24 protein-coding genes are annotated in these 23,249 nt (G+C 38.0%); 8 read left to right on the forward strand and 16 right to left on the reverse strand.

Annotated features, from left to right (window positions below):
- Positions 1-16: 16 nt before the first annotated feature.
- The 3 genes from AAV97_RS19460 to hemE form a co-directional block, all read right to left on the reverse strand.
- Positions 17-487, reverse strand: a complete 471-nt coding sequence (locus tag AAV97_RS19460; RefSeq protein ID WP_046761476.1) for a DUF3015 family protein — start codon at positions 485-487, stop codon at positions 17-19.
- Positions 488-631: 144 nt separating this feature from the next.
- Positions 632-1,438, reverse strand: a complete 807-nt coding sequence (locus AAV97_RS19465) for a DUF817 domain-containing protein (protein WP_171249402.1) — start codon at positions 1,436-1,438, stop codon at positions 632-634.
- Positions 1,439-1,459: 21 nt separating this feature from the next.
- Positions 1,460-2,533 (reverse strand): uroporphyrinogen decarboxylase, encoded by a 1,074-nt coding sequence (gene hemE / locus AAV97_RS19470; protein WP_046761477.1) that lies wholly within the window; start codon positions 2,531-2,533, stop codon positions 1,460-1,462.
- 272 nt (positions 2,534-2,805) lie between these two features.
- On the opposite strand from hemE, the gene AAV97_RS19475 reads away from it, so the two are divergent.
- A complete protein-coding gene (locus AAV97_RS19475) occupies positions 2,806-4,035 on the forward strand; it encodes a L,D-transpeptidase family protein (protein ID WP_004828919.1) in 1,230 nt (409 codons plus the stop codon).
- Positions 4,036-4,206: 171 nt separating this feature from the next.
- Complete coding sequence (locus AAV97_RS19480; RefSeq protein ID WP_046761478.1) at positions 4,207-4,896, forward strand: pirin family protein; 690 nt, start codon at positions 4,207-4,209, stop codon at positions 4,894-4,896.
- A 100-nt stretch (positions 4,897-4,996) separates the two neighbouring features.
- Here the strand turns inward: AAV97_RS19480 and AAV97_RS19485 are convergent, their stop codons facing one another.
- The 11 genes from AAV97_RS19485 to AAV97_RS19535 form a co-directional block, all read right to left on the reverse strand.
- Positions 4,997-5,749, reverse strand: a complete 753-nt coding sequence (locus AAV97_RS19485) for a class II aldolase/adducin family protein (RefSeq protein ID WP_004828925.1) — start codon at positions 5,747-5,749, stop codon at positions 4,997-4,999.
- A 310-nt stretch (positions 5,750-6,059) separates the two neighbouring features.
- Entirely contained in the window at positions 6,060-6,299 is a 240-nt protein-coding gene (locus AAV97_RS19490) for a hypothetical protein (protein WP_005032456.1), read from the reverse strand.
- A 201-nt stretch (positions 6,300-6,500) separates the two neighbouring features.
- On the reverse strand, positions 6,501-7,400 hold the full coding sequence (locus tag AAV97_RS19495; protein ID WP_081409781.1) for an NAD(P)-dependent oxidoreductase: 900 nt from the start codon (positions 7,398-7,400) through the stop codon (positions 6,501-6,503).
- A gap of 16 nt (positions 7,401-7,416) precedes the next feature.
- Positions 7,417-8,775, reverse strand: coding sequence for a pyrimidine utilization transport protein G (gene rutG / locus AAV97_RS19500; protein WP_046761479.1), 1,359 nt, complete (start codon positions 8,773-8,775; stop codon positions 7,417-7,419).
- Between the two features lie 24 nt (positions 8,776-8,799).
- On the reverse strand, positions 8,800-9,366 hold the full coding sequence (rutF, locus tag AAV97_RS19505) for an NADH-dependent FMN reductase RutF (protein ID WP_046761480.1): 567 nt from the start codon (positions 9,364-9,366) through the stop codon (positions 8,800-8,802).
- A gap of 94 nt (positions 9,367-9,460) precedes the next feature.
- Positions 9,461-9,844: a pyrimidine utilization protein C gene (gene rutC, locus AAV97_RS19510; RefSeq protein ID WP_005032464.1), complete on the reverse strand. Its 384-nt coding sequence runs from the start codon at positions 9,842-9,844 to the stop codon at positions 9,461-9,463.
- Between the two features lie 87 nt (positions 9,845-9,931).
- Positions 9,932-10,702 (reverse strand): pyrimidine utilization protein B, encoded by a 771-nt coding sequence (gene rutB / locus AAV97_RS19515; protein WP_396349566.1) that lies wholly within the window; start codon positions 10,700-10,702, stop codon positions 9,932-9,934.
- A 5-nt stretch (positions 10,703-10,707) separates the two neighbouring features.
- Positions 10,708-11,823, reverse strand: coding sequence for a pyrimidine utilization protein A (gene rutA / locus AAV97_RS19520; RefSeq protein ID WP_046761482.1), 1,116 nt, complete (start codon positions 11,821-11,823; stop codon positions 10,708-10,710).
- Between the two features lie 329 nt (positions 11,824-12,152).
- The gene (locus AAV97_RS19525; protein ID WP_004828946.1) at positions 12,153-12,740 is read right to left on the reverse strand and encodes a malonic semialdehyde reductase; all 588 of its coding nucleotides are present in this window, start codon (positions 12,738-12,740) and stop codon (positions 12,153-12,155) included.
- Between the two features lie 5 nt (positions 12,741-12,745).
- Positions 12,746-13,537: a pyrimidine utilization protein D gene (rutD, locus tag AAV97_RS19530; protein WP_046761483.1), complete on the reverse strand. Its 792-nt coding sequence runs from the start codon at positions 13,535-13,537 to the stop codon at positions 12,746-12,748.
- Positions 13,538-13,810: 273 nt separating this feature from the next.
- Entirely contained in the window at positions 13,811-14,422 is a 612-nt protein-coding gene (locus tag AAV97_RS19535; RefSeq protein WP_042085885.1) for a LexA family protein, read from the reverse strand.
- Between the two features lie 277 nt (positions 14,423-14,699).
- On the opposite strand from AAV97_RS19535, the gene AAV97_RS19540 reads away from it, so the two are divergent.
- The 6 genes from AAV97_RS19540 (at position 14,700) to AAV97_RS19565 (ending at position 19,840) form a co-directional block, all read left to right on the forward strand.
- Positions 14,700-14,933: a hypothetical protein gene (locus AAV97_RS19540; protein ID WP_004828949.1), complete on the forward strand. Its 234-nt coding sequence runs from the start codon at positions 14,700-14,702 to the stop codon at positions 14,931-14,933.
- 763 nt (positions 14,934-15,696) lie between these two features.
- A complete protein-coding gene (locus tag AAV97_RS19545; RefSeq protein WP_046761484.1) occupies positions 15,697-16,641 on the forward strand; it encodes an ABC transporter permease in 945 nt (314 codons plus the stop codon).
- Complete coding sequence (locus AAV97_RS19550; RefSeq protein ID WP_009587090.1) at positions 16,641-17,522, forward strand: ABC transporter ATP-binding protein; 882 nt, start codon at positions 16,641-16,643, stop codon at positions 17,520-17,522. The genes AAV97_RS19545 and AAV97_RS19550 overlap by 1 nt, the downstream gene beginning before the upstream one ends.
- An 80-nt stretch (positions 17,523-17,602) precedes the next feature.
- A complete protein-coding gene (locus AAV97_RS19555; RefSeq protein ID WP_009587102.1) occupies positions 17,603-18,607 on the forward strand; it encodes an isopenicillin N synthase family dioxygenase in 1,005 nt (334 codons plus the stop codon).
- On the forward strand, positions 18,604-19,491 hold the full coding sequence (locus tag AAV97_RS19560; protein WP_009587094.1) for a hypothetical protein: 888 nt from the start codon (positions 18,604-18,606) through the stop codon (positions 19,489-19,491). The genes AAV97_RS19555 and AAV97_RS19560 overlap by 4 nt, the downstream gene beginning before the upstream one ends.
- A 16-nt stretch (positions 19,492-19,507) precedes the next feature.
- Positions 19,508-19,840 carry a DMT family transporter gene (locus tag AAV97_RS19565; RefSeq protein ID WP_009587047.1) on the forward strand — a complete coding sequence of 111 codons (333 nt, stop codon included), beginning with the start codon at positions 19,508-19,510 and terminating at the stop codon, positions 19,838-19,840.
- A gap of 570 nt (positions 19,841-20,410) precedes the next feature.
- Here AAV97_RS19565 and AAV97_RS19570 read toward each other — a convergent pair.
- Both AAV97_RS19570 and atzF read right to left on the reverse strand, forming a co-directional pair.
- Positions 20,411-21,433, reverse strand: a complete 1,023-nt coding sequence (locus AAV97_RS19570; RefSeq protein ID WP_046761485.1) for an ABC transporter substrate-binding protein — start codon at positions 21,431-21,433, stop codon at positions 20,411-20,413.
- Positions 21,430-23,244, reverse strand: coding sequence for an allophanate hydrolase (gene atzF / locus AAV97_RS19575; RefSeq protein ID WP_171249399.1), 1,815 nt, complete (start codon positions 23,242-23,244; stop codon positions 21,430-21,432). The genes AAV97_RS19570 and atzF overlap by 4 nt, the downstream gene beginning before the upstream one ends.
- Positions 23,245-23,249: the final 5 nt, after the last annotated feature.

A 23,249-nucleotide genomic window follows, 5' to 3' on the forward strand; every position in this document is an offset into this window, starting at 1 on the left:
CAGGGTTTTTTCTGGCTTAAACGTAAGCTTTTAAAACAGCATCATTTGCCATCACTTGTTGAAGTGATGCCAATACTTGTAGAGAATTTTGATTTTCTACTGAATAGATATTGGCAAAGTTAGATTTAGCCACAGCATAGAAATGTGCCTTATCAGCATCTTTAACATTTAACAAAGATGCAAGTACAGTTAAGCTTTCACCTTGTCCTACAGCCATATCACGTGCCAGTGATTCAGAATTTTCATTCGTAAAAGTAACCACTTGCGCAGTCACTTTACCATTACCATTACAACCTAAAGTACCAAAAGTAATACCGAGTAATTGGTTAGTAAACAGCCCATTTGTGGTAGCTGCTAAAATTTTAGGTACTTTACCAGATTGACCAGCCCAAACTTGAGAACCCACACCACAACCGACGTCTGGATCAGCCATAGCAGCACTAGAACCCGCAGCCAATACAGCAGCTAAAGCGATTTTTTTTAACATATAAGTCTCCAGAATTTTCATATGTATTATTTTTAATACAACATATGTGAATTGTTGTTTTGCAAACTATGCAACGGATGTTACACCCACGTAGATTTATCACATAAATTCAGATAAGCAAATCAAAATTTAATCACTTAAAAATTAATTATTGTATTTTTTAAGTGACCAATCACCATTTTCCATTCGATTTCCCAAAATCTTAAGCACCAAGACCAAGCTTAAAAGCAATAACAGATACCAAGAACCGAGTTTCCCCCAACCCACCATATGCCAAGCATCGACCTGACTCGGATACAACCATATTTTATAAAAAGTGCTGATATTCTCAGCAATCCAAATAATAAATGCCAAAATAATCAGCACAGGCAACATCGGAAGTTGTAATTCATGCTGTTGAAGTTTAAAACGAATTTGAGTCTTCCAGAAAATAACCACGCTCCAAATAAACAGTGCGTTACGAAAATCTGGAATAAAAAATTTACTCATAAAGTTGATATAAGACAACACAGCTAAACTCAGCATATTGCCAAAACGAGGTAAATTTAAAAATGAGACTTGGTATAAACGCAATGATCGTGCAAAGAAACTTCCGACTGCTGAATACATAAACCCTGCAAACAAAGGCACAGTTAAAATTTTAAATACAGCAGGTTGCGGGTATTGCCAAGAAGCAATTTGCGGATGAGTCAAGAAAATTTCCATGCCCATTGCCATGATATGGAACAAAGCAATGACTTTAGCTTCTGCCCATGATTCTAATTTTAGATAAAGCAAACAGGCTTGAATAATGAGTGCATAAAACAAAAGATAGTCATAACGGAAAAAACCGTAAAACTCTTGGCTTCCCATTTTAGCCGTGATGATAAATGCGATCAGCAATAAAATACCAAATAAGGCAGCTGAAGCTGCCTTAGATAGAAATTCAACCAATGATTTAAAGTAGTTCATCATATGATTAATAACAAACACTTAGCCTAGATATTTCGCACTATAATCATGTACAGTATCAATAAATACTTTTGGATGATCAGGATCCACCCACTGGGTTATGCCATGACCTAAATTGGCAACATAACCTGTTTTTTCACCATTCGCATAGGCATCATCCAACATTGCCTGAGTTGCTTTTGCAATCGTCGCGGCTGAGCCATAGAGCGTTGCAGGATCTAAATTACCCTGTAATGCTGCTCGTCCATTCACTGTTTGACGTGCAACATTTAAAGGTGTTGTCCAATCTAAACCAAACGCATCTGCATCTGTCGCGATCATTGGTTCCAACCATTGACCACCACCTTTAGTAAATAAAATTACAGGCACTTTACGCCCTTCATTTTCACGTTTTAATCCAGCAACGATTTTTTGCATATACTTCAGTGAAAATTCTAGATATTCACGATGTGCTAATGCACCACCCCAACTATCAAAAATTTGAACAGCTTGAGCACCTGCCTCAATTTGGGCATTTAAATAATCAATTACGGCATCAGCGAGACGGTCTAATAATGCATGTAAGACTTCGGGTTGCGCATACATCATTTGCTTGGTGAATCGAAAGTCTTTGCTTGAACCACCTTCAACCATATAGGTAGCCAATGTCCAAGGGCTGCCTGAAAAACCAATTAAAGGCACTTGACCCGCCAATGCAGAACGAATAGTTGAAACTGCATTCATGACATAAGCAAGATCAGACTTGGCATTAAATTTGGGTAAGTTTGCGACATCTTGTGCTGTACGCACAGTTTTATGAAATTTAGGTCCTTCACCTGTTTCGAAATAAAGCCCTAAACCTAAAGCATCAGGGACTGTCAAAATATCTGAAAATAAAATGGCAGCATCCAATGCATAGCGGCGTAATGGTTGCAACGTCACTTCACAGGCAAATTCTGTATTTTTGCAAAGAGAAAGAAAATCACCCGCTTTAGCACGTGTTTCACGATATTCTGGCAAATAGCGCCCTGCTTGACGCATCATCCAAACTGGTGTGGTATCTACAGGTTCACGCAATAAGGCACGTAGAAAACGATCATTTTTTAAGGTCGTCATTTACTTTCCCAATCAAATATTAATTTCGCACCATCATAACAAAAAGGTCCCACTGATATTCATTTCTTGAAAATTTTTCTCAATAAAGTTTTGAGCTTATTGATTTGAGCAGCAATTTTGTATACGAAAACAAAACAAAACTCATCTGGGACAAAAATGTCTATAGAAAAAAATGATTAACACAAAACAAATACTGCAACACCTTATAAATTCTGTAATACTTAAGCAGATTTTTAGTCATAAATTATGAATAATTCTTAAGGTTGATCTACATGTTCGTTCGCTCAATTCTTGCTTTGAGTTTAAGCTGTGTGTTAACAGGTACAGCATTTGCTGCATCTACAGCTGAGCAACCGCTAACGCCTAAAAAAGTTGCTGCTCCTGTTGAAGATCCTATCGATCCACTTGCCATTGACAGTTCTGCTTCAAGTGTAGAAGCACAGATCAGTCCGCAAGAGCAGCAAGATTTGGACAAAGCAGCAAACACGCTACAGAATTTAGAAAAAACTGAGGATAAAACTTCAGATACAGCAATTTCGCCATCTGCACCACAAACTACGCCAGCGAAAACACCTACAAATCCGAATGCAGCTAAAGCATCTTGGACTTTAGACGGAATAAACAACGCTCAATGGTATGAAAATATTGGCAGAGGACAATTCCCTGTTTATGCACGTGCGCATGTCATGTTAAATAATGCTCATGCTTCTCCTGGTGCTATTGATGGTTCAAGTGGTATGAACACCTTGAAAGCCATTGCTTCATTCCAACAAATGAATGGTATTAAACCGACAGGTGAATTAACCAAAGAAACTTGGGATGCACTTGTGACTCAACAAGGCAACAAACCAGCTTTTGTTGAATACGCTATCACTGCGGAGGACTTAAAAGGTCCATATGCAAAATCAATCCCACATGATTATGCATTACAAGCAAAAATGCCGGGTTTGTACTACACACGTGTTACAGAAATGTTGGGCGAAAAGTTCCATATGGATGAAGATTTCTTAAAGAAACTTAATCCCAAAGCGAACTTCAACAAAGTTGGCGAAAAAATCATTGTTACCAATATCCGTAACGAATTACCTGAAAACATTCATTTGATCGTTGCGCATAAAGGCGCCAAACAGTTGTATTTGTTTAATGCGCAAAACCAAATGGTTGGCTCGTTCCCTGCAACCATTGGTAGTTCAGATACTCCGTCACCAACAGGTACTTATAAAGTAACTGGTGTAGCACGTAATCCGTGGTACAGCTACTCACCGAGCAACTTTGTACAAGGTAAAAACTTGAAACCACTGTCATTACCACCTGGTCCTAATGCACCTGTAGGTAATATCTGGATTGGTTTAAGCAAAAAATCATTCGGTATTCATGGTACACCAAACCCATCTGCGATTTCTAAGACTGCATCGCATGGTTGTATCCGCCTAACCAACTGGGATGCAAATGATCTCGGTAAAAAAGTGAAATCAGGTGTTACCGTTAAGTTCCTTGAATAATCAAAGACTTAACCGTATAGAACCAGTGCTAATGCACTGGTTTTTTATTTAAAGTACCTGTTAAACATCGTTGCAAAAACAAAACAATGTGTTGTAATTTCATTATTTCATCTCATATATTTAAATATTAAACTCAACTTATGTTAAAAAATAAAGAATTGGAGATTTGAGATGAATACTTTTTTACATCGCAGCGAAAACCGTGGTCATGTCAAAATGGGCTGGTTGGACACCAAACACAGCTTCTCATTTGGTAGCTGGTATGACCCAAAATACATGGGTGTAGGATCTTTACGTGTAATCAATGATGATACGATTGCCGCACACAATGGCTTTGGTACTCATCCTCACGACAATATGGAAATCTTGACCTGTGTATTGAAAGGCACAATTTCACATAAAGACAGTATGGGAAATGAACGTCATATCAATGCAGGTGAATGGCAATTGATGAGTGCAGGTACTGGTGTACAACACAGCGAAATTAACCAAGGTGATGAAGCTGTTCATATGCTTCAAATCTGGGTGATTCCAAATGTTCGTGATGCTGAACCGAATTATCAACAAATCGAACGTGATCCTAAAAAATCACCGAATGAATGGCAATTGATTGTTGGACCAAATAATGATGCTCCTATGCACATTCGCCAAAATGCTGAAATCAAAGCAGCGTATTTGGAAAAAGATCGCAGCCTAGAAGTTAAAGCGACTCAAAAATTTAACTATGTGCATGTGATCGAAGGTGAGATTGATATTGCCGGTCAAGTACTGAAAGCAGGCGATGCTTACTTATTTGATGAAGATTCAACACTCACTGCACATGAAAACAGCCAATTTATTTGGTTTGATTTAAACAGTTAATCCTGCTGAAATAAAAACCTCCATATGCAATATATGGAGGTTTTTTTATACTATTTCAAAACTGCCTATTCAGCTCAAGATAGGGCGAGTACTCCCCCACTCAACGACAATAATCCTTTTTCTGATCTTTGATCAATGATAATGCAGCATTCCAAGCTGCACAGATAATCGGTTCAGCAGCGTCACTTTCAAATTGCTTCACAGTATATTCTGAAACCTCTTTACTCGGATAATGTAACTTTGAACTGCTCATGGCTTTAATCTGAATCTGACAGGCACGTTCAAGAAAATAAATTTCATGAAATGCTCGAGCTATGCTATTCCCCGTTGCCAATAAACCATGATTGCGCAAGATCATACAACGATGCTCACCAAGGTCTTTAACTAAACGCTCACGTTCTTCGGTTGAAAAAGCAATCCCTTCATACTCATGATAGGCAATATTGTTATAAAACTTCAGTGCATGTTGAGACAAAGGCAATAACCCTTTTTCTTGTGCAGAAACGGCAATACCATCTGCTGTATGGGTATGAATCACACAGTTAATCTGATCATTGGCATGGTGTAAGGCAGAATGAATCACAAATCCAGCAACATTGACCATCTTACCTTGATCACCTTTCGCCACGATATTGCCTTGATGGTCAATTTTGACCAAATCAGAAGCAGTCATTTGATCAAAAGTCACGCCATAACGATTAATCAGAAAATGATCAGATTCATCGGGAACGCGTAAACTGATATGTGTATCAATCAAATCTGTCATTTTAAAATATGCAATTAAACGATACAGTGCTGCCAACTGGCAACGTGCTTCCCATTCTGATTTTTGCATATACTTTGGTCGTTTCATCCTAAAATCCTTTTTAGTATCGATTGATCGTTATTCATTTTTAACCAGTGTTCCACCACGATACAAGTTTTAATTCGTGAATGACGCGCCCATGCATAATATTGCTTATTTTAAACGTAAAAAATCCAAACCAATATTGACCTATTGATTTGGATTTAAAATTATCAATTATCATATTTTATTGTTATTTATTTTTCTTTTTCACTTATTGTTATTCAGCCGTATTCTTATTATTATTTTTTTCAAAAAAAAAATAAAAAACGATTATTGTTTTATCTTATTCATGTCTTATTGTTTTTATAAAACTTAACTAGACACTAAGTTGGTAGAGTAATTTTTTACCTTTAAAAGTTAAATCCTTAATAAAAACAATGTTTTTATTATCTAAATATGAAATAGCATCATCAATCTCAATATAATTTTCTTCAATCAACCATGTAATATCAAGTTCATTTAAATCAACCATTCCCACCAAAGAAATGGCTCGATTTTTATTATGTTGATTTTGAATATTCTTTAAAACTTCGCGTACTTTAATTAAATCGTTCATATTTTAAATCTCATCGTGCTTACAGGTTCTATTATATAAATTGGGAAAACTATTACTAGATATAAAAATGCCCTATGCGACAAAAATTGTCGCACAGGGCATTCAATATAAAGAACAACATTTTTGAGATGTTTCTATTGCTAGAATAGCAATAAGATAAATTAAATATTATCTAAATTTCAAATATTTAAAACCAACTCATTAAAACCGTAATTTGTAGCCTGTGTCTTGCTCCAAACGTTGTATTGCTGCTGAAAAGTCCATGGATGCTGCATCTGTTGTTTTAATCAGATCATAACAAGCATGGGTTGTTTGCAATACTTGAAGTTCGAGCTGGCTATGACGCATTAAATCTATAGCGATCCCCATATCTTTTTGAAGCAGGTTTAAAGCAAAGCTTCGATCAAATGCACCATTCAAGATTCTCTGTGCAACGATGGTTTCAGACATACCACTTCGCCCACTGGAATGATTGATACAGTTAAGCGCCGCTGCTAAATCCACTTGTTGGGCTTTTAAAATACTTAGCCCTTCGGCGGCTGCCCAAAGATTCACAGCCATTAAACTATTGTTAACAGCTTTTACTGCAAAACCAGAACCACTTTCGCCCACATATTCAATGAGATCAGCAAAGGCTTGAATAAATGGCTTTGCACGTAGACAGGCATCATAATGACCTGCCAACATCACGGTCAGAGTGCCATTTTCTGCTCCGATGGTTTGTCCTGAAACAGGTGCATCCAAATAATCAATATTTAACTTTTTTAGCTTTTCTGCCAATTGACACGCTGAACTGGGAATACCACTGGTACAATCCACCCAAATACTTCCAGCTTTTAAGCGGACCCTTGCAATCAAGTTTTCAACATCTGCGCTGGTGGGTAAACAAGAAAAAATGATGTCTGCCTGTACTGCTTCTTGTAAATTTACAGCAATTGTTCCAAAGCTTTGCGCATGTTGTTGGGCTTTTTCAAAATTTCGATTCCAGACTTTTACTGTTTTACATACCTTAGGCAGATGGGAAGCCATATGCCATCCCATTGCCCCAAGCCCAATGAATGCGACATGGGGCAACTCACTGTCTTTTGTATTATTACTCATCACATTCATCTCCGTTTTAAGCACTATGCGTAAATGACTTGATACTTTCATCAGACTCCGTCTGCACTGCACCAGAGGGCTTTTCGCCGCGGTTGAGGAATAAATTTAGAATAATTGCAGTCAAAGTGGCTGTACCGACACCGCCTAAATCAAACGAGCCAATATGCACGCTAAAATTCCCCGCCCCCATGATCAGACTGACAGCAGCAATGATAAGGGTACTATTTTTAGTAAAATCAATTTTGTTATCTATCCAAATTTTTGCGCCTGCCACAGTGATTAAACCAAACACCACAATAGAGGCTCCGCCAAGTAAAGCGACTGGAATGGTACTGATGACCGCACCAAATTTAGGTGATAACCCCAATAAGATGGCAAAAATACCAGCAATCACAAATACGGTCGTCGAGTAAATCTTGGTCACCGCCATCACGCCAATATTTTCAGCATAAGTGGTCATTCCTGTGCCACCGACTGTTGCTGATAAAGTTGTACAAACACCATCAGCAAAAAATGCGCGCCCCATATAAGGCGATAAATTTCGCCCAGTCATGGCAGAGACCGCTTTAAAATGCCCTAAGTTTTCCGCAACAAGAATGATGGCAACAGGTGCTATCAAAAGCATCGCATTGGCATTAAATGTCGGTGCAACAAAATGTGGTAATCCAAACCAAGCGGCATTATTGATCACGGCAAAATCAATCGCTTTGCCTAGTCCCATGACATTGGCAAGAATAAAATACAAGACATAAGCACAGACCAACCCCAGCAAGAGTAAAAGTCGACGCATCATCCCTCGGGTAAATACAGCAATGACACTAATACACACGATTGTAAGAATTGCTATCCAAGTATCAAAAGAATTGGCTGAAACGCTTTTAATAGTGACAGGTGCAAGATTTAATCCAATGATCATGACAATTGCCCCAGTAACGATCGGAGGCATCAGTTTTTCTATCCAACCTGTTCCTGTTTTCATCACGATTAAACCGATGGCAGCATAAACTAAACCACAGACAATAGTTCCTCCCAAAGCCACTGCGATATTGGGATTTGTTCCAACACCTGCGTAACCTGTTGCTGCTGCTACAGCACCAATAAATGCAAAACTCGACCCGAGATAACTCGGCATTCTTCCACCAGTCATGAGGAAAAATAAAATTGTGCCAATCCCTGTAATGAATATGGTTAAGTTCGGATCAAAACCCATCAATAAAGGTGCTAAAACAGTTGCACCAAACATTGCAAAAGCATGTTGTAAGCCCAGAACGATGCTTTTTCCTGCTGGTAAATACTCATCAATCTGTACAGGTGTTTGGTCTAAATTTCCTGTATAAGGTTTAAATGAAGCAAACCACGGTTCTTTTGTCGCCATTTTTTAATTCCCCATATTTAAAAATCAACATACGTTTTGAGGTTCACAATAGTTACGTTTAAAATAGAGAAGCGCATTTAAGTCTGGATTGTGTCTTATCGCTTTGACTTGGCAAAACAGCACATCATGGCTTCCTACGGATTGACTCGAAACAACTTCACAATCAAACGAAATCAATGCACTCTCCAACACGGGTGATCCAGTGATCAGCTCACTCCAGTTGGCTTGTGCAAATCTTTCTTGCATGGGTGTTTTTCCCCCAAATAAATTAGATAAATCTGCCTGATTTGACCCTAATGTGTTGACACATAAAACTTTATTTTCTGAAAATGTGCTGTAAACAGAAGAAGATCGATTTAAACAAACCAATAAAGTGGGTGGTGTATCAGTCACACTACATACTGCGGAAGCTGTAAAACCTGCTTGCCCTGCCTTGCCTTTAGTGGTGATTACATTGACTGCCGCACCTAAATTAGACATCCCCTGTCTGAATAAGGTTTGATCGACTTCTAAATGAACGTTGGCTTCATTGGCTTGAGTGAATTCAATTATTTCACCTGCGACTGTGTTGGTTGGTTTGATCATTTGCATCATGGCTCTCCCACCCCGATGCGCAAATGCTCAAAGGGGTTAAAAATATCGTTGAAAAATTAAATTCAGGTGATTAATAAAATTGAACGAAGGCTTATCCCACATGTGCAACAGATGCAATTTCAACGAGAGCATCGGGTTTGACTAACCCCACCTGAACACAGTAGCGTGCGGGTTTATCATTAGGAAAATATTCAGCATAAACTGTATTCACCGCAGCATAATCTGCCCAATCTCTGACAAAGATTGAATTAAACGTGACGTCATCCATCGTTCCACCCGCTGTTTCTATCACTCTTTTGATGGTTTCTAGAATATGCCGAGTTTGTCCCGCAGCATCGCCGACATAAACCACATCATTATTTTCATCAAATGCCAAAGTGCCTGAAACATAAACGATATTGTCTGCTTTAGTTGCAGGAACATAAGGGGCGAGTGGTTTAGAAGTTCCTGCTGGGATTACAACTTGTTTAGACATTTAAAATTCCTTATTTTACAAAGTCCATCTCCGCCATAAACTGAATCATTAACAGGTGGCAAAAATGGATAAATCATTAAAAAATACTTAGGCAGATTGACTTAAAACCACTGTAGTTTCTTGAGGTGATTGAAAAGTTTCTACAAATGCAGCGGTATTTGACACCCATCCAAAAAAAGTTTTAATGTTATATAAAGCTGCGACTTGAGCTTCTTCTGGACCTGCCTGATAACAAGCATCTTCTAGCGCGATGCCAAAATATTCCAAAAAGAAACCATCCCTCAATGTTGACTCAACACAAACGTTGGTGGCGATGCCGACAAAAACCAGATTCCGTATACCACGAGCACGTAACATGCTATCTAAAGCAGTATTAAAGAAGCCGCTATAACGAGGTTTTTCAATAACAATATCTTGAGCTTTAGGTTTTAACTCATCGATTAATGCAAAATCCCAGCCACCTTTTGCCAATAATTTGCCTGCCAACTCTGGTTTTTTACGCATGGTTTTTAATGCATTGGATTTATGAAAATTCGGTGAACCTAAACCACCTGCCTCTTGATATTGATCATCCCAACCATTTTGAAAATAGATCACTTGGATACCCGCAGTATGTGCAGCATTAACCGCTTTTTTTATATTTGCAACGACAGGTTGAGTTTTTGAAACATCAAAGCCAGCCAGATCTAAATAACCACCGAGCGAGGTATAAGCATTTTGCATATCAATCACAATAAGTGCTGTATGCTCAGGTGCCAGTTGAATAGATTCAGGTTCAGCCTTTAAAAGTTTTCCCGTACCTGCTTGAGAGGTAAAATCAGCACAAACAATGTTCGATAGAGCTTGTTTGTTTTCCATCATATTCATGCACTTTTCTCCAAAATGGTTTGGCTAGGTTCTTGATAACTTGCAACAACAGCTTCACGACTTTTCATCAAGGGTTGAATACGCTGACCAAAATCCTCCACACCTTGTACAAAATCATCAAAAGTTAATAAAATCCCTTCCGTCCCATCTATTTCAGCAATTTCATCCAGCATCTTGGCAACATTGTCATACGCCCCTACGATCGTACCCATATTGATATTGACAGGCGATACGCTAGACGCCATTTGACGAATATTGGTATCTGTACCAGATGTTTGATCTTTACTCCCTTGATTCATCAGCCAGTTAATTGCTTCTACATCTGCACCTGCGTTGTAATTTTTCCATTTATCCATTGCTTCTTGATCTGTTTCAGCTGCTATCACCATAAACAGCACATAAGTTTGAACCTCACGCCCTGTTCGATCTGTATGTACTTTTAAGCGATCATTGATTTCAGCATAGGCAGTTGGTGTATTTAGCCCTTTTCCGAAAACAAAGTTATAGTCTGCATATTGTGCAGAGAACGCCAGACCTGTCTCAGACTGCCCTGCACAGATAATTTTCATGTCCGCTTGCGGTGTTGGCTTGACTTGGCAATCATCCATTTGGAAAAACTCACCTTTAAAATCTGATTTTCCTGTTGCCCATAACTCACGTAAAATTTCGACATATTCCGACAAATAATCATAACGCTTGGCAAAATAATCATTTCCAGGCCACATGCCCATTTGTGTATATTCAGGTGGTTGCCATCCCGTAACAACGTTTAAACCGAATCTTCCATTCGAAATTGAGTCAATGGTTGAAGCCATTCGTGCCACAATTGCTGGAGGCATCACCAACGTTGCTGCCGTCGCAAAAATTTTAATTTTACTGGTCACAGCCGCAAGACCTGCCATTAATGTAAAAGTTTCTAAGTTATAATCCCAAAATTCAGTTTTACCGCCAAAACCGCGGAGTTTAATCATAGAAAGCGCAAAATCAAAACCATAATATTCAGCGCGTTGTACAATCTTTTTATTCAACTCAAATGTTGGTTTATATTGCGGAGCATTTTCTGACAGCAACCAGCCATTGTTTCCAATCGGACAAAATACACCTATTTTCATCTTTAAACCTCACTGCATAAAAAATATTCTAAGAAAAAAAACTTCGCCATAAACTCAAATTTAGACGCTTTGATATTTTTAATAATGCATAGGGCGTGCCACTAAATTTATATTATTGTTTATTATATTTAATTTTTAATATTCAATTTTTATTTTACCTTTTGGTAAAAAATAGTTTTATATTATGAAAACACGTATAAACTAAAATGGTGCAAAATGCGCCGAATTAGATCATTTCTAAAACTTCTCGATTAAATGCTTACATTAAATAAAAAAACGCATCAAAAATAGATACGGTTTAATTTAATTCTTTCTTATTTAAATATTATTTATAATATTTTACATGCTTCCAAAAAATCCAACCTAGGTAGTCTTGAATATATTTTTGTATGATCTCCATATCCAATATTAATGATCATATTAATTTGATAATCCGTATTCTTGAAGAAAATATCATTTACTTTTTGAGGATTAAAGCCAGACATTGGTCCCGTATCTAACCCTAAACTCCGACAAGCTAAAATCAAATAAGCAGCCTGCATTGAACTGTTACGAAACGCTGTTTCTTGTGTCAGTTCAGGGCTTGACGTAAACCAAGACTTCGCATCGGCATGCGGAAATAATTTACCAAATTGATCATAAAACTTTTGATCTGTGGCGACTAATACGGTTAAAGGCGCCGACATGGTTTTCTCAATATTTCCTGTAGACAACGCAGGTTTAAGCTGGGCTTTTGACTCAGCCGTCGTTAAAAATACAAATCGTGCAGGACAACAATTGGCTGATGTCGGTCCCATTTTAACCAAGTCATAGATTTTGTGAATTTGTTCAGTTGAGATTTGCTGATCTAACCAGCCATTATGTGTTCTGGCTTGATGAAACAATTGATCTAAATCTATATTTTCTTGCTTACTCATCGCGCTTATCCTTTTAAGTTTTTAATCAACAAATGATTGAGTGTTTTACTGTCAGTGATTGTTGAAGCATGTGCACCATAGTCCAATACGGTTAAGTCCCCATGCCCTAATGCTGCTTGAAGATCGTGACTTTTTTGATAAGGCACTAGAAAATCATCTTTATTGGCAATGTAATACAAGTCTGTATTCAATAAAGCCTTTCGATGAATGGGTAAAATTTCAAATTTCATCAGTGCTTTCAATCGTGCCATTACATTGTGCGATGGAGGAAAGTCTTGTAGTCCTATATTCTCTATCTGTTGTATTTCTTGGTGATTTTTTGAAATAAAAGCAGGGGGATAAAGAAATAAAGCCTGTGCACGCACATAAGCTTCTGCCCCAGAATCTTTTAATAAAGCGATTCGAGTTTGAAAACATTTTTGTGTGTGGGGATCCAAAGTGTCCCAAGCATTGATCATGGTTAAACTCAATAAAGAAATCGAAGTATTTTGTACCAGCACAGCCAGTTCAGCTCCAATCACTGCACCTAAGGCATGCCCAATAAAGTGACATTTATCGATTTTATACTTTTGCAAAATTGCGAGGGCTTGTTCAGCCATATTTTGAATGGAATAGTATTGAGGCAAATGGGCTGAATCTGCATGACAGCCTTCTTGATCATAAACCAAGACATGAAAATATTGCGTTAGCGGCTCAATCTGCGGTTGCCAGAATGTTGCATGTCCACCTAAACCTGAAGACAAAATGACGAATTCGGCATCTTGTCCGTTGCTACAAGGAAAAATCTTCTCTTTCATTTTTTACCATTCGATAAATTAATTAAGCGAACAACAGCAAGAAATATGCCGAATTAATATTTTTTAAATTTTGGTATTTATGAATTTTGAGCATGCTTGCTTGAAGCGAGCATGTTTATAAACAGCTAACTCAGCTAAAGGCAGGTTTTTAATGTAGTGAATATATCAACTCATTTTTTCATGTAATGCATTCACTTTACTTAAAATTCGATCAAAAAAAGCAACACGAATGTTGCTAGCTTGAGTAATTAGAGACAATTAAAAAGAAGCTAATCAACGCATACGCTTTAAGTTATAGGTGACGACACCCCAAATTTCAAACTCTTGCCCTTCTTCAATATAAATATTCTTAAATTCAGGGTTTTCTGCTTTTAACCAAACTTTAGGTGGATCAAAATGCTTATCAATCATTAAGCGCTTCACGGTAAAATCATTGTCAATACGCGCAATCACAATATCACCAGACTTTGCCGTGATACTGCGATCGACGATCAACGGATCTTCAATATCTATCCCCACATCCAACATTGAAAGAGAATTGGCTTTAACAATAAAAGTCGAACTTTCATTTCGAATCAGATATTCATTCATATCCAAAGATTGTTCAATCGTGTCCTGAACAGAAAACGGCACACCTGCTGCAACTCGTTCGGTCGCTAAAGGAATTTGATAAATCTTATCATTTTTTGCTTGAACTGTTTGGATATGCATAGTCGAGCTAAAATCACTTAGCTGTGCATTGCTGAAATTTTTCAGTAACCAATTTTTGATAAAATCAACTTGGGATTCAGGCACACGGATTACTTTGGTAGGCTCACTGAATTGTGCTTTACGCCCAGCATTGGCTCTCGCACCTCCATGTTCAAATTCTACTTTTTTAGTCATTTTTTATCCTGTATGCTACATAAAAACCAGTAAAATCAATATACCTTGAAAAAGTTACAAATTCAAGTTGACGGCAAGTTTTTTTTGAATAACAATAACCCTATCGATCAGTTTTGATACATTTCTTTGAACAAGGATGTCAAAGACAATCAATATACTTATCATAAATCAATAATTTACAATATAAGCTCAATGTTATTTTATTGATTTCTTTGAACAAGTTCTCTGGTCATCGTTATGCACTTATTTGATTGATTTTCTATGTGGAGACATAAAAATGGCTACTCAACGTGATGCAATTCTTGGTTATGCTGATGAACAACATGCGTACTATATTCGTTTAATTGAAGACAATAATGTGCTTGGCAGTCAATATGGTTTATTCTGTGAAAACACCAACAGTGATGATGCTGAAAGTATCATGACCACACTATTTTTAAAGAAATCATTTTGGCTGAACGGTTCTGAATTTAACGATATCGTCAAAGGATTAGAACCGCTTCCATTTTAAATTAAATTTTATCCACCGAAATTGAATATGCTTTGATGTTCAACTTTAGTGAATCATGATCGATATTTTGTGCAATCAAAATGCCGTTGTATTCAATTGAATAGAACGGCTTCTTTATGGTTCAATTTTAACAACAAGTGTGAATTCAATTCATGAACATCACCCTCAAAGCGCACAACGCTTGTCCTCTTTATTCTTAAATACTCTATCTATAGTCAAACTGTTGAAAAATTCATACAGTAGAATATCATTTCTGTTGATCAATAAAATTAAAGCGATCAATATATTGTTTGATGATATAAGCCTTGCACTGCCACGCTTTAGCTCTAGAGTTTAAATTGTTTTGCGTAGGCGATACTTTACTTTTCAGAGATGAAAAGTAACAAAAATCTTCCGTTGAGCGAGGGGTACATCCTAATACCCCCGCTCAACATAGCGACATCCATGTCGCCTCGTGATAGCAAGACTGTTTATGATTCAAAAGTACAAAATAAATGAATCATCCAAATTACTTGTATGAATAATCAGACATTTTGACTATATTTCATTCTCAATAATTTCATTCAACACTTTTCGATTATCTTTTTATTTTAAATGCTTTTTAAAAGCATCATGTTTCAAACCTCTCAACTGTTTGAACACATCACTTACTTTTTTATTTACTGCAATCTCTTGTCTTTTGCCTTATGGCACTCATTTTGCTTAATCAATATTACGTTTTTTAATAATCGTAATACTCAAGCAAAGAATGAGGATGACAAATATGGGTTATGTCGCAAAGGATATGGGTCAAAAGAACAAGCTGATCTTAAGCTTGTCCTCTTTTCTGATCCCTATATGTCTCTGGTGTGCTGTTAGTTATTTACCTTTTATTTGGCATCCCCAAGTGCAAATTACCGATTCAGGAAGTGTTTCATATCTGCAAGTCGGAAGCCGTGTCGATAAAAATGTGTTCTATAGTGAGGCACAAAATGCTGTAGATCACCATTCTGCACCACCACAAGGTGTTTTGGTCAATCCAATTTACTTACCAGCTCCACATGAAGTTGCTATAGCATTGGTGACTGCTTTTACCACACCACCCGAACAACCTGATACGCCTTGGTTTCATCAAAGCTTATGGCACAGTATTAAAATTGTTTTCTCTGCTTTCCTGATTTCCTCAATTGTTGGTATCCCACTGGGAATTCTTTGTGGCTTCTCACAAAAAATATCTCTACTCACTGAACCTTTTGTTGAATTCTTTCGCTATTTGCCTGCACCTGCATTCGGTGCCTTGGCTGTAGCGATTTTAGGAATTAATGATGCACCGAAAATTGCAATCATTGTCATTAGTACACTTTTTCAGCAAATTTTGATTATCGCCAACACCACACGCATGGTTGATCAAGGATTGGTTGAAGCGGGTTATACCCTAGGAACCAATAAATTGAAAAGTCTGTTTTATGTCGTTATTCCCGCCGCATTTCCTGATATCTACCGCGATTTAAGAGTGCTACTGGGTTGGGCATGGACCTATTTAATCGTCTCTGAATTGATCGGAACAACCTCTGGTATCACTTGGTTTATCACCCAACAAGCGCGCTATCAAAACTTTGACAATGTGTATGCCGCAATCTTAATTATTGGGGTGATCGGCTTAGTTTGTGATTGGGTGTTGATGAGGTTGGGTGAGCGTATGTTTGCATGGAAAATAGGAGCAAAATAATGAATGATTCAACTTTTAACTCACATGAATATTTTCAAAAGATCTATGCACGTCCTGTCATTTTAGAGACCAAACAACTCAGCCAAGTATTTAAACATGGCAAGTCTGAACGAGTGGTGTTAAAACAGCTTGATTTAAAAATTCATAAACGAGAATTTGTTTGTGTGATTGGTCCTTCTGGTTGCGGGAAATCCACCTTAAGTCGTGTGATTGCGGGTTTAGATCCTTATCACAGTGGCGAGGTCTTGGTCGATGGCGAGCGTATTACAGGTCCAAGTCCTGAACGGGGTATGGTGTTCCAAGGCTATACGCTATTTCCTTGGAAAACAGTCAAAGAAAATGTCATGTTTGGTCCACGAATGAAAGGTATCAGTCAAATCTCTGCTGAATCCCATGCACGTGAATGGATTAATATCATTGGTTTAGAAAAATATGAAAATCAATATCCTCATCAGTTATCAGGTGGGATGAAACAACGTGTCGCTATTGCACGTGCTTTGGTCAATGAACCTAAAATTTTATTGATGGATGAACCTTTTGGCGCATTAGACCCGCATACTCGCCAAAAGATGCAAAAACATCTGATGGATTTATGGCAAAACATAGACATCACGATTATTTTTGTGACCCATGATATGGATGAAGCCATATTGTTGGCTGATCGTATTGTGGCACTCAAAGCCAACCCCGGTGAAATCAAAGAGATCATTGAAGTCGATTTACCTCGTCCACGTTCAACAGACTTAATCAACAGCTCTGCATTCAAACAACTCAGAGCTCGCGTTGATCAGTTAGTGCATGCTCAAGAAGATGAACTTGATCCAGCACTACAAAATTTACCGAAAATTCCACGTATGACACAAATCAGTACGGATAAATAAGCCATAAACGCTTTCTTATCGCATTTGGGACGACCCAAATTGCTTAGTTCTTTGTTGGACGACCAACTTTGGTGATATTCATGACAAATCGCTATGTTTTACCACTTTTGGATATTTCTTTATTGTGTAGCGCTGATCGTAATGAACGCTTGAAAGTCGCACATGCTTTAGACCAAGCCTGTAAAGATGTTGGTTTTCTTTATCTAAAAGGTGAACAATTTAAGCCTGAATTATTTGAAAAACTCCATCAAACGGCGCAACAGTATTTTGCCCAAGATACAGCCTTAAAGATGCAGAATTATATTGGCTTATCGGAAAATCACAGTGGCTATGTGCCCATTGGAGAGGAACGTTTTGTAGAAAATACCTACGACCTCAAAGAAGCTTATGATGTGAATTATGATTACCTCAGTTTGGAAGATCGACGCCCACTGGTAGGTCCAACTCAGTGGCCTGATGATCCTAGCTTTAAATTGCATGTTTCCAATTATTATCAACACATTAAAAAAATTGGGCAGCAAATTTTTCAAAGTTTTGCCTTAGCATTGGACTTGGATGAGCATTATTTTGATGCGCATATTTCAAAAGCTCCCAGTCAACTTCGCTTGATACATTATCCATATATTGCGGATATTCAGGATAAAGAAGGTATAGGTGCGCATACGGATTATGAATGTTTTACCTTACTTCTTCCGACCGCACCTGGCTTACAAGTGCTCAATAAAGCTGGACAATGGATAGATGTACCATTGCTTGAAAATACCTTGATTATGAACATTGGCGATATGATGGAGATTTTATCCAATGGACGTTATTTAGCCACCAAACATCGGGTGAAGAAAGTGGCTGAGGAACGTTATTCTTTTCCATTCTTTTTCTCATGTGATTATGACTACATCATTCAGCCATTGATCAATCCTGAATCTGCTCACTATGCGCCATTAAAAGGTGGGGAGCATTTATTTAATCAAACAGCGCAAACATTTCAATATCTCAAAGATAAAGTCGCACGTGGTGAAATTCAACTTGAAAATGCCAGACCACTTTACTCCTTTGGTTTAAACCAAAACGAGGAGTCACAATGAATCTCATAACACTCTGTACTCAACTCAAAGTATCTGCTACTTCAACATGCCTACTCCCTGAGTATTTGTTGGGTGCTTTTCGCCGTAAAAGTATTAGCTTTGCCAATGGGCTCACTGACGAAACTACCTTGGTCTATTGGTTTCAGTCTAAATCATTCACCATCGATTTACGTTTAAAAAGCCAAAACACAACACCCGTTTTGGAGCGACAAGGCTGGGTTGGCAATACACTGTGGGATGAGCAACAGCAACTACTTTCTTGGCAAATCACCAGTAATTATCAAAATCATGTTCAATGGCCTGAACCAGCAAAACTTTATGCGATTGGCAATGCCATTTTAGAATTTTCCCCGAGCCATGCTTATGTTGAAGATTGGCGTCAGCAAGCCAAACGTGGGCTTTTTCTGGGTTTACGTTTATTTAAAATTGACAATATGGATTTAAATACAAGTTACCCTGCGGATGGTGGCTTAATTATTTGTGATCATTTTATTGCCTTTGCACGATCACGCCGTCCTGAGATCCAACAACGTTTAGAAATGGAGAAATCCTTGACCGAAGCCTTTGCTCAGCAAGATTTCACTGTTCAAGATATCCAAGATTACGAAGTATCGGTGAGTTTTGGACAGCAAATGATTGATCTCAGTACTGTGACGGAGCAAGTTGGCACACACATGGAACTTGATCACTTTACTCAGTTGGATGACAACACATTGGTACAGCAACGCTTAATTCAAGGACAACGTTGCCAGTTATATTTCACCATTGATACTTTTGAGCAAGATTTTTGTTTTTCCACAGAGACAGCAACATCAAATGCCAGCCTTGCCTGGTTTGATCAGGAACACAACCACCTTTTCCATCATGCAAAAATAAGTGTCTAGGAAGCATATTTTAACCATGTCTTTTATCTATTTAATTATTGCAATTGTGGCAGAAGTCATTGCGACCTCTGCCATGAAAGCTTCAGAAGGATTTAGTCAGCTCTTGCCTTCAATCATCACCATCTGTGGCTATGCTGTGGCGATTTATTTCTTATCCCTGACCATGAAAACCATTCCAGTCGGTATTACCTATGCCTTATGGTCAGGTGCTGGCATTATTTTGGTGTCTTTGGTCGGCTTTTTTTATTATAAACAGCACTTGGATTTAGCTGCTATTCTTGGACTTTCCCTGATGATTATTGGGATTTCAATTATTCATCTTTTCTCAAACAGCACAGAACTCACTTAAGTAAAGTTTATGCTGATGAAATTTTGAGGCTTACTCATTTGCCTCAATCTTCTTTTTTAATTCCTTTTTAGTCACTTTGGACTCTAGAGCTAAAGCGTGGTAGTGCAAGGCTTATATCATCGAACAATATATTGATCGCTTTAATTTTATTGATCAACAGAAATGATATTCTACTGTATGAATTTTTCAACAGATTGACTGTATTTAAAAAGATAATACTGAATGAACAGATTTAAATATTGTTATGCTTGATTTGATCTAAACAATTAAAAGCCCAACTGAGTCAGGCGATGATACGGATCAATATGAGTAGAGGAAGAAAATAATATGCGTTCGAGTTATTTTGAATAAATTAGCTCGATGTTCGAGATGGTATCTTTTCATCTCTGAAAACTAAGGCATCGTCTGCACTAATTGATCAAAGCTTTTCACAAAATAAGAAGCAGTGAAGCTTCTTATCTAATTATTTAAGTTTCCAGAAGGATACTGCTTAGGCTATTGGGTCTTTAGCTAATTCGCGATTGGTCATAAAGATGTCTCTCCAGACCAATCCAATTAGCGCAAATCCCTTTATGGTAAGTCTTGTAATAAGGTTGGATAAATCAAACCATCTACATTTTGCTCAGTTTTATAGATGCCATTCTGTACATTAAATTTATTCACATGATAGGACGAACCATATATCGAATCAAAACCATTACCTTTGCTAAAGACTTTTTTATTGGCTGAAATATCCAGTAAATGTGTACCATTCACCATCGTTTCGTATTGTTTCGGATCGACACCTGAACGATTTGCCATAATTTTGACTGCATCTGCATGTGTAGCCGGATCGTTGATATATTTCACCGTTTTATCCCACACTTGCAGAACTTTTTTCCATTCCTCTTTATGCGCAGTTAAATGACTCATATTGACCGTTAATGTGTCATAGATTAAACCCGGTTTATCTTGCGATGTATAAATGATTTTTGATCCTGCAACGGCTTTTAATGCTTGACTGGCAACAGGCTGCCAAACTGCAATTGCTGAAATATCAGGACTTGAAAACACTTGAGGTAATTGATTGGTCGCAGAATTCACCAATTTGATTTCATTAATGGGAATTTTCTGATCTGACATCGCTGTTGCAAGCAGTAAATGGTCCACCAATCCCTTTTCAACACCTACCGATTTGCCTTTTAAATCCTGAATATGATTAATCCCCTCTTTGGCAATAATGACATCATTTCCAGCAGAATAATCTGTTGCCATAATCATCATGCCTTGCGTACCGCCTGAAGCAGTCACCAAATTATCTCCATTGGTGACAAATACCGCATCCAATTGATTTGCTGAAAAAGCTGAAAGCGATGCGGAGTAATCAAACCATTTGAAATCAACATTTAATCCCGCTTCTTTTAACCACCCCTTTTCAATCGCAACTTGCCATGCAACAAATCCCGGCCAATCACTATAACCAATAGTAATCGGTTGTGCGTTTGCTGTGGTTTGCTTATTTTCTTTGGCTTCTGGCACTTTTGCTGTGTTGTCACAACCCGATATTAAAACCGCAGACAAAATGGATATAGATAAAAAAGATTTATGAATCATACCGAAACTCCCCCAACATTCTCACAGTTAAATTTAGTATTTGATGGACTGAGTGACTTGATGTAGGCACGCCAACCACCAAAATGACTGATATCAACAGCCTCTTGAATCGCATAAGCTTCACAAATAAAGCCTTTAATCCATGTTCCATCTTCAAGCTGTAGATTGCCAATGCCTAGTGGTGCAGGAACTTCTGCGACGATTGCCCCAAAATTCGCTAAAGGAATCTCCCAAACTTCAACTTCAATCGCAGTACCATCAACATCAAATTGCAATCCTGGTTTCGGTGGAACAGTATTTTTCAAAGCAAATAACTTATAGCTTTTAGCCGTTCGGGTTTTTGCGAGCAATGTCGCTTGCCGGGTTGTCAATTGAAAATTCAAAGGCATCCCTGAAAGATGCGCACCGACAACAGCGAGCTTTACCGAGTTTTGTGATTCAATTTCAAAGCTTTTTTGATAATGATATGATGATGTGCCAAGAGGAAGTTCTGTGAGTGTTTGCCATTGTTGGGCAAATTTTGCCAATGCTTGGTCATACCAAGCAGATGCAATAAAAGTCACGCCACTTGGCAGACCATCTGCACGAATGATATTGGGTAAGGCAATCGCAGCTAGATCAGCAAAATTTACAAAGTTGGTATATGCCCCCATATGTGAATTTTTATTGAGTGGATCTGCTTCAACTTCACTGATCCGATAAATCGTCGGTGAAGTCGGTACCATCAATGCATCATAGGCTTGTAACTGAAGATTAATTTTTTGTGCTAATTCAGCCCGTTGATACTCAGCTTTAAATGTATCTGTAGCTTTAAACTGATCTGCTTGCGCAATGATTTCAGCAATCACTGGATGCGCTTGTTGCCGAGAGACTCGCGCTTCGACAGCAACCGTTCGCTCTGCAACCCAAGCATCATTATAAAGTGCTCTCGCCAAAAGGTTGAAATCCGTAAAATCAATAGATTCAACCTCATATCCAAGTGCCTGAACACGTTCTACGGCAATTTTAAATGCTTTCTCAGATTCAATATCACCATAAAACTCAAGTTGAGTAGGTATCGCAATTTTACCTTTAGAAAATTGTGTTGCAACATTGGCAGGATGACTACGCGAATAAGCATCTGTTTTATCATTAGCTTGCATCAATGTTGCAACCAGCCAAGCATCATCACTGGTCAGTGCAAAAATTGAAATCACATCCAGTGTTCTACACGCAGGCATCAAACCTGTGGTGGAAAACCATCCCTTTGTAGGTTTCAATCCAACTATATTGTTATGACCTGCTGGGACTCGACCTGAACCTGCCGTATCTGTACCTAGACTAAAAGGTACAATTCCATTCGCTACAGCCACAGATGACCCAGAACTAGAACCACCACTGATATATTCTGGATTAAAGCTATTTTTTACTGCACCATACGGCGAACGTACCCCTACTAAACCTGTTGCAAATTGATCTAAATTAGTTTTTCCAACAACGACTGCGCCTGCTTTTTTAAGCTTAGCAATAACGAAAGCATCTGTATTTGCTAAATATTCAGCTTCTTTACATGCACCTGTTGTATGAAAACCAGCAACATCAATATTGTCTTTGACTGCAAAGGGCACACCATAGAGAGGTAGATCATCGCAATTTTGAGTTTTTAAATACTCAATTTGCATCTGTATTTGTGCTGAAGATGCGATTTCAATCCAAGCATGATCATCATTTTTTATGGTTTTAACATAGTCGATTAAACCATCAATATCGATTTGCTGATTTGCATACGCATTTTTCCAATCTTGGATCGTCCATAAGTCTTGCATGACCATACTCC

It is taken from the genome of Acinetobacter sp. Ag2 (assembly GCF_001005515.1).
Lineage (GTDB): Bacteria > Pseudomonadota > Gammaproteobacteria > Pseudomonadales > Moraxellaceae > Acinetobacter > Acinetobacter bereziniae.

Coding starts and splice junctions, on each gene's coding strand:
- AAV97_RS19460 (WP_046761476.1), bottom strand. CDS start 487: ATGTTAAAAAAAATCGCTTTAGCTGCTGTATTGGCTGCGGGTTCTAGT.
- AAV97_RS19465 (WP_171249402.1), bottom strand. CDS start 1,438: ATGAACTACTTTAAATCATTGGTTGAATTTCTATCTAAGGCAGCTTCA.
- hemE (WP_046761477.1), bottom strand. CDS start 2,533: ATGACGACCTTAAAAAATGATCGTTTTCTACGTGCCTTATTGCGTGAA.
- AAV97_RS19475 (WP_004828919.1), top strand. CDS start 2,806: ATGTTCGTTCGCTCAATTCTTGCTTTGAGTTTAAGCTGTGTGTTAACA.
- AAV97_RS19480 (WP_046761478.1), top strand. CDS start 4,207: ATGAATACTTTTTTACATCGCAGCGAAAACCGTGGTCATGTCAAAATG.
- AAV97_RS19485 (WP_004828925.1), bottom strand. CDS start 5,749: ATGAAACGACCAAAGTATATGCAAAAATCAGAATGGGAAGCACGTTGC.
- AAV97_RS19490 (WP_005032456.1), bottom strand. CDS start 6,299: ATGAACGATTTAATTAAAGTACGCGAAGTTTTAAAGAATATTCAAAAT.
- AAV97_RS19495 (WP_081409781.1), bottom strand. CDS start 7,400: ATGAGTAATAATACAAAAGACAGTGAGTTGCCCCATGTCGCATTCATT.
- rutG (WP_046761479.1), bottom strand. CDS start 8,775: ATGGCGACAAAAGAACCGTGGTTTGCTTCATTTAAACCTTATACAGGA.
- rutF (WP_046761480.1), bottom strand. CDS start 9,366: ATGCAAATGATCAAACCAACCAACACAGTCGCAGGTGAAATAATTGAA.
- rutC (WP_005032464.1), bottom strand. CDS start 9,844: ATGTCTAAACAAGTTGTAATCCCAGCAGGAACTTCTAAACCACTCGCC.
- rutB (WP_396349566.1), bottom strand. CDS start 10,702: ATGGAAAACAAACAAGCTCTATCGAACATTGTTTGTGCTGATTTTACC.
- rutA (WP_046761482.1), bottom strand. CDS start 11,823: ATGAAAATAGGTGTATTTTGTCCGATTGGAAACAATGGCTGGTTGCTG.
- AAV97_RS19525 (WP_004828946.1), bottom strand. CDS start 12,740: ATGAGTAAGCAAGAAAATATAGATTTAGATCAATTGTTTCATCAAGCC.
- rutD (WP_046761483.1), bottom strand. CDS start 13,537: ATGAAAGAGAAGATTTTTCCTTGTAGCAACGGACAAGATGCCGAATTC.
- AAV97_RS19535 (WP_042085885.1), bottom strand. CDS start 14,422: ATGACTAAAAAAGTAGAATTTGAACATGGAGGTGCGAGAGCCAATGCT.
- AAV97_RS19540 (WP_004828949.1), top strand. CDS start 14,700: ATGGCTACTCAACGTGATGCAATTCTTGGTTATGCTGATGAACAACAT.
- AAV97_RS19545 (WP_046761484.1), top strand. CDS start 15,697: ATGGGTTATGTCGCAAAGGATATGGGTCAAAAGAACAAGCTGATCTTA.
- AAV97_RS19550 (WP_009587090.1), top strand. CDS start 16,641: ATGAATGATTCAACTTTTAACTCACATGAATATTTTCAAAAGATCTAT.
- AAV97_RS19555 (WP_009587102.1), top strand. CDS start 17,603: ATGACAAATCGCTATGTTTTACCACTTTTGGATATTTCTTTATTGTGT.
- AAV97_RS19560 (WP_009587094.1), top strand. CDS start 18,604: ATGAATCTCATAACACTCTGTACTCAACTCAAAGTATCTGCTACTTCA.
- AAV97_RS19565 (WP_009587047.1), top strand. CDS start 19,508: ATGTCTTTTATCTATTTAATTATTGCAATTGTGGCAGAAGTCATTGCG.
- AAV97_RS19570 (WP_046761485.1), bottom strand. CDS start 21,433: ATGATTCATAAATCTTTTTTATCTATATCCATTTTGTCTGCGGTTTTA.
- atzF (WP_171249399.1), bottom strand. CDS start 23,244: ATGGTCATGCAAGACTTATGGACGATCCAAGATTGGAAAAATGCGTAT.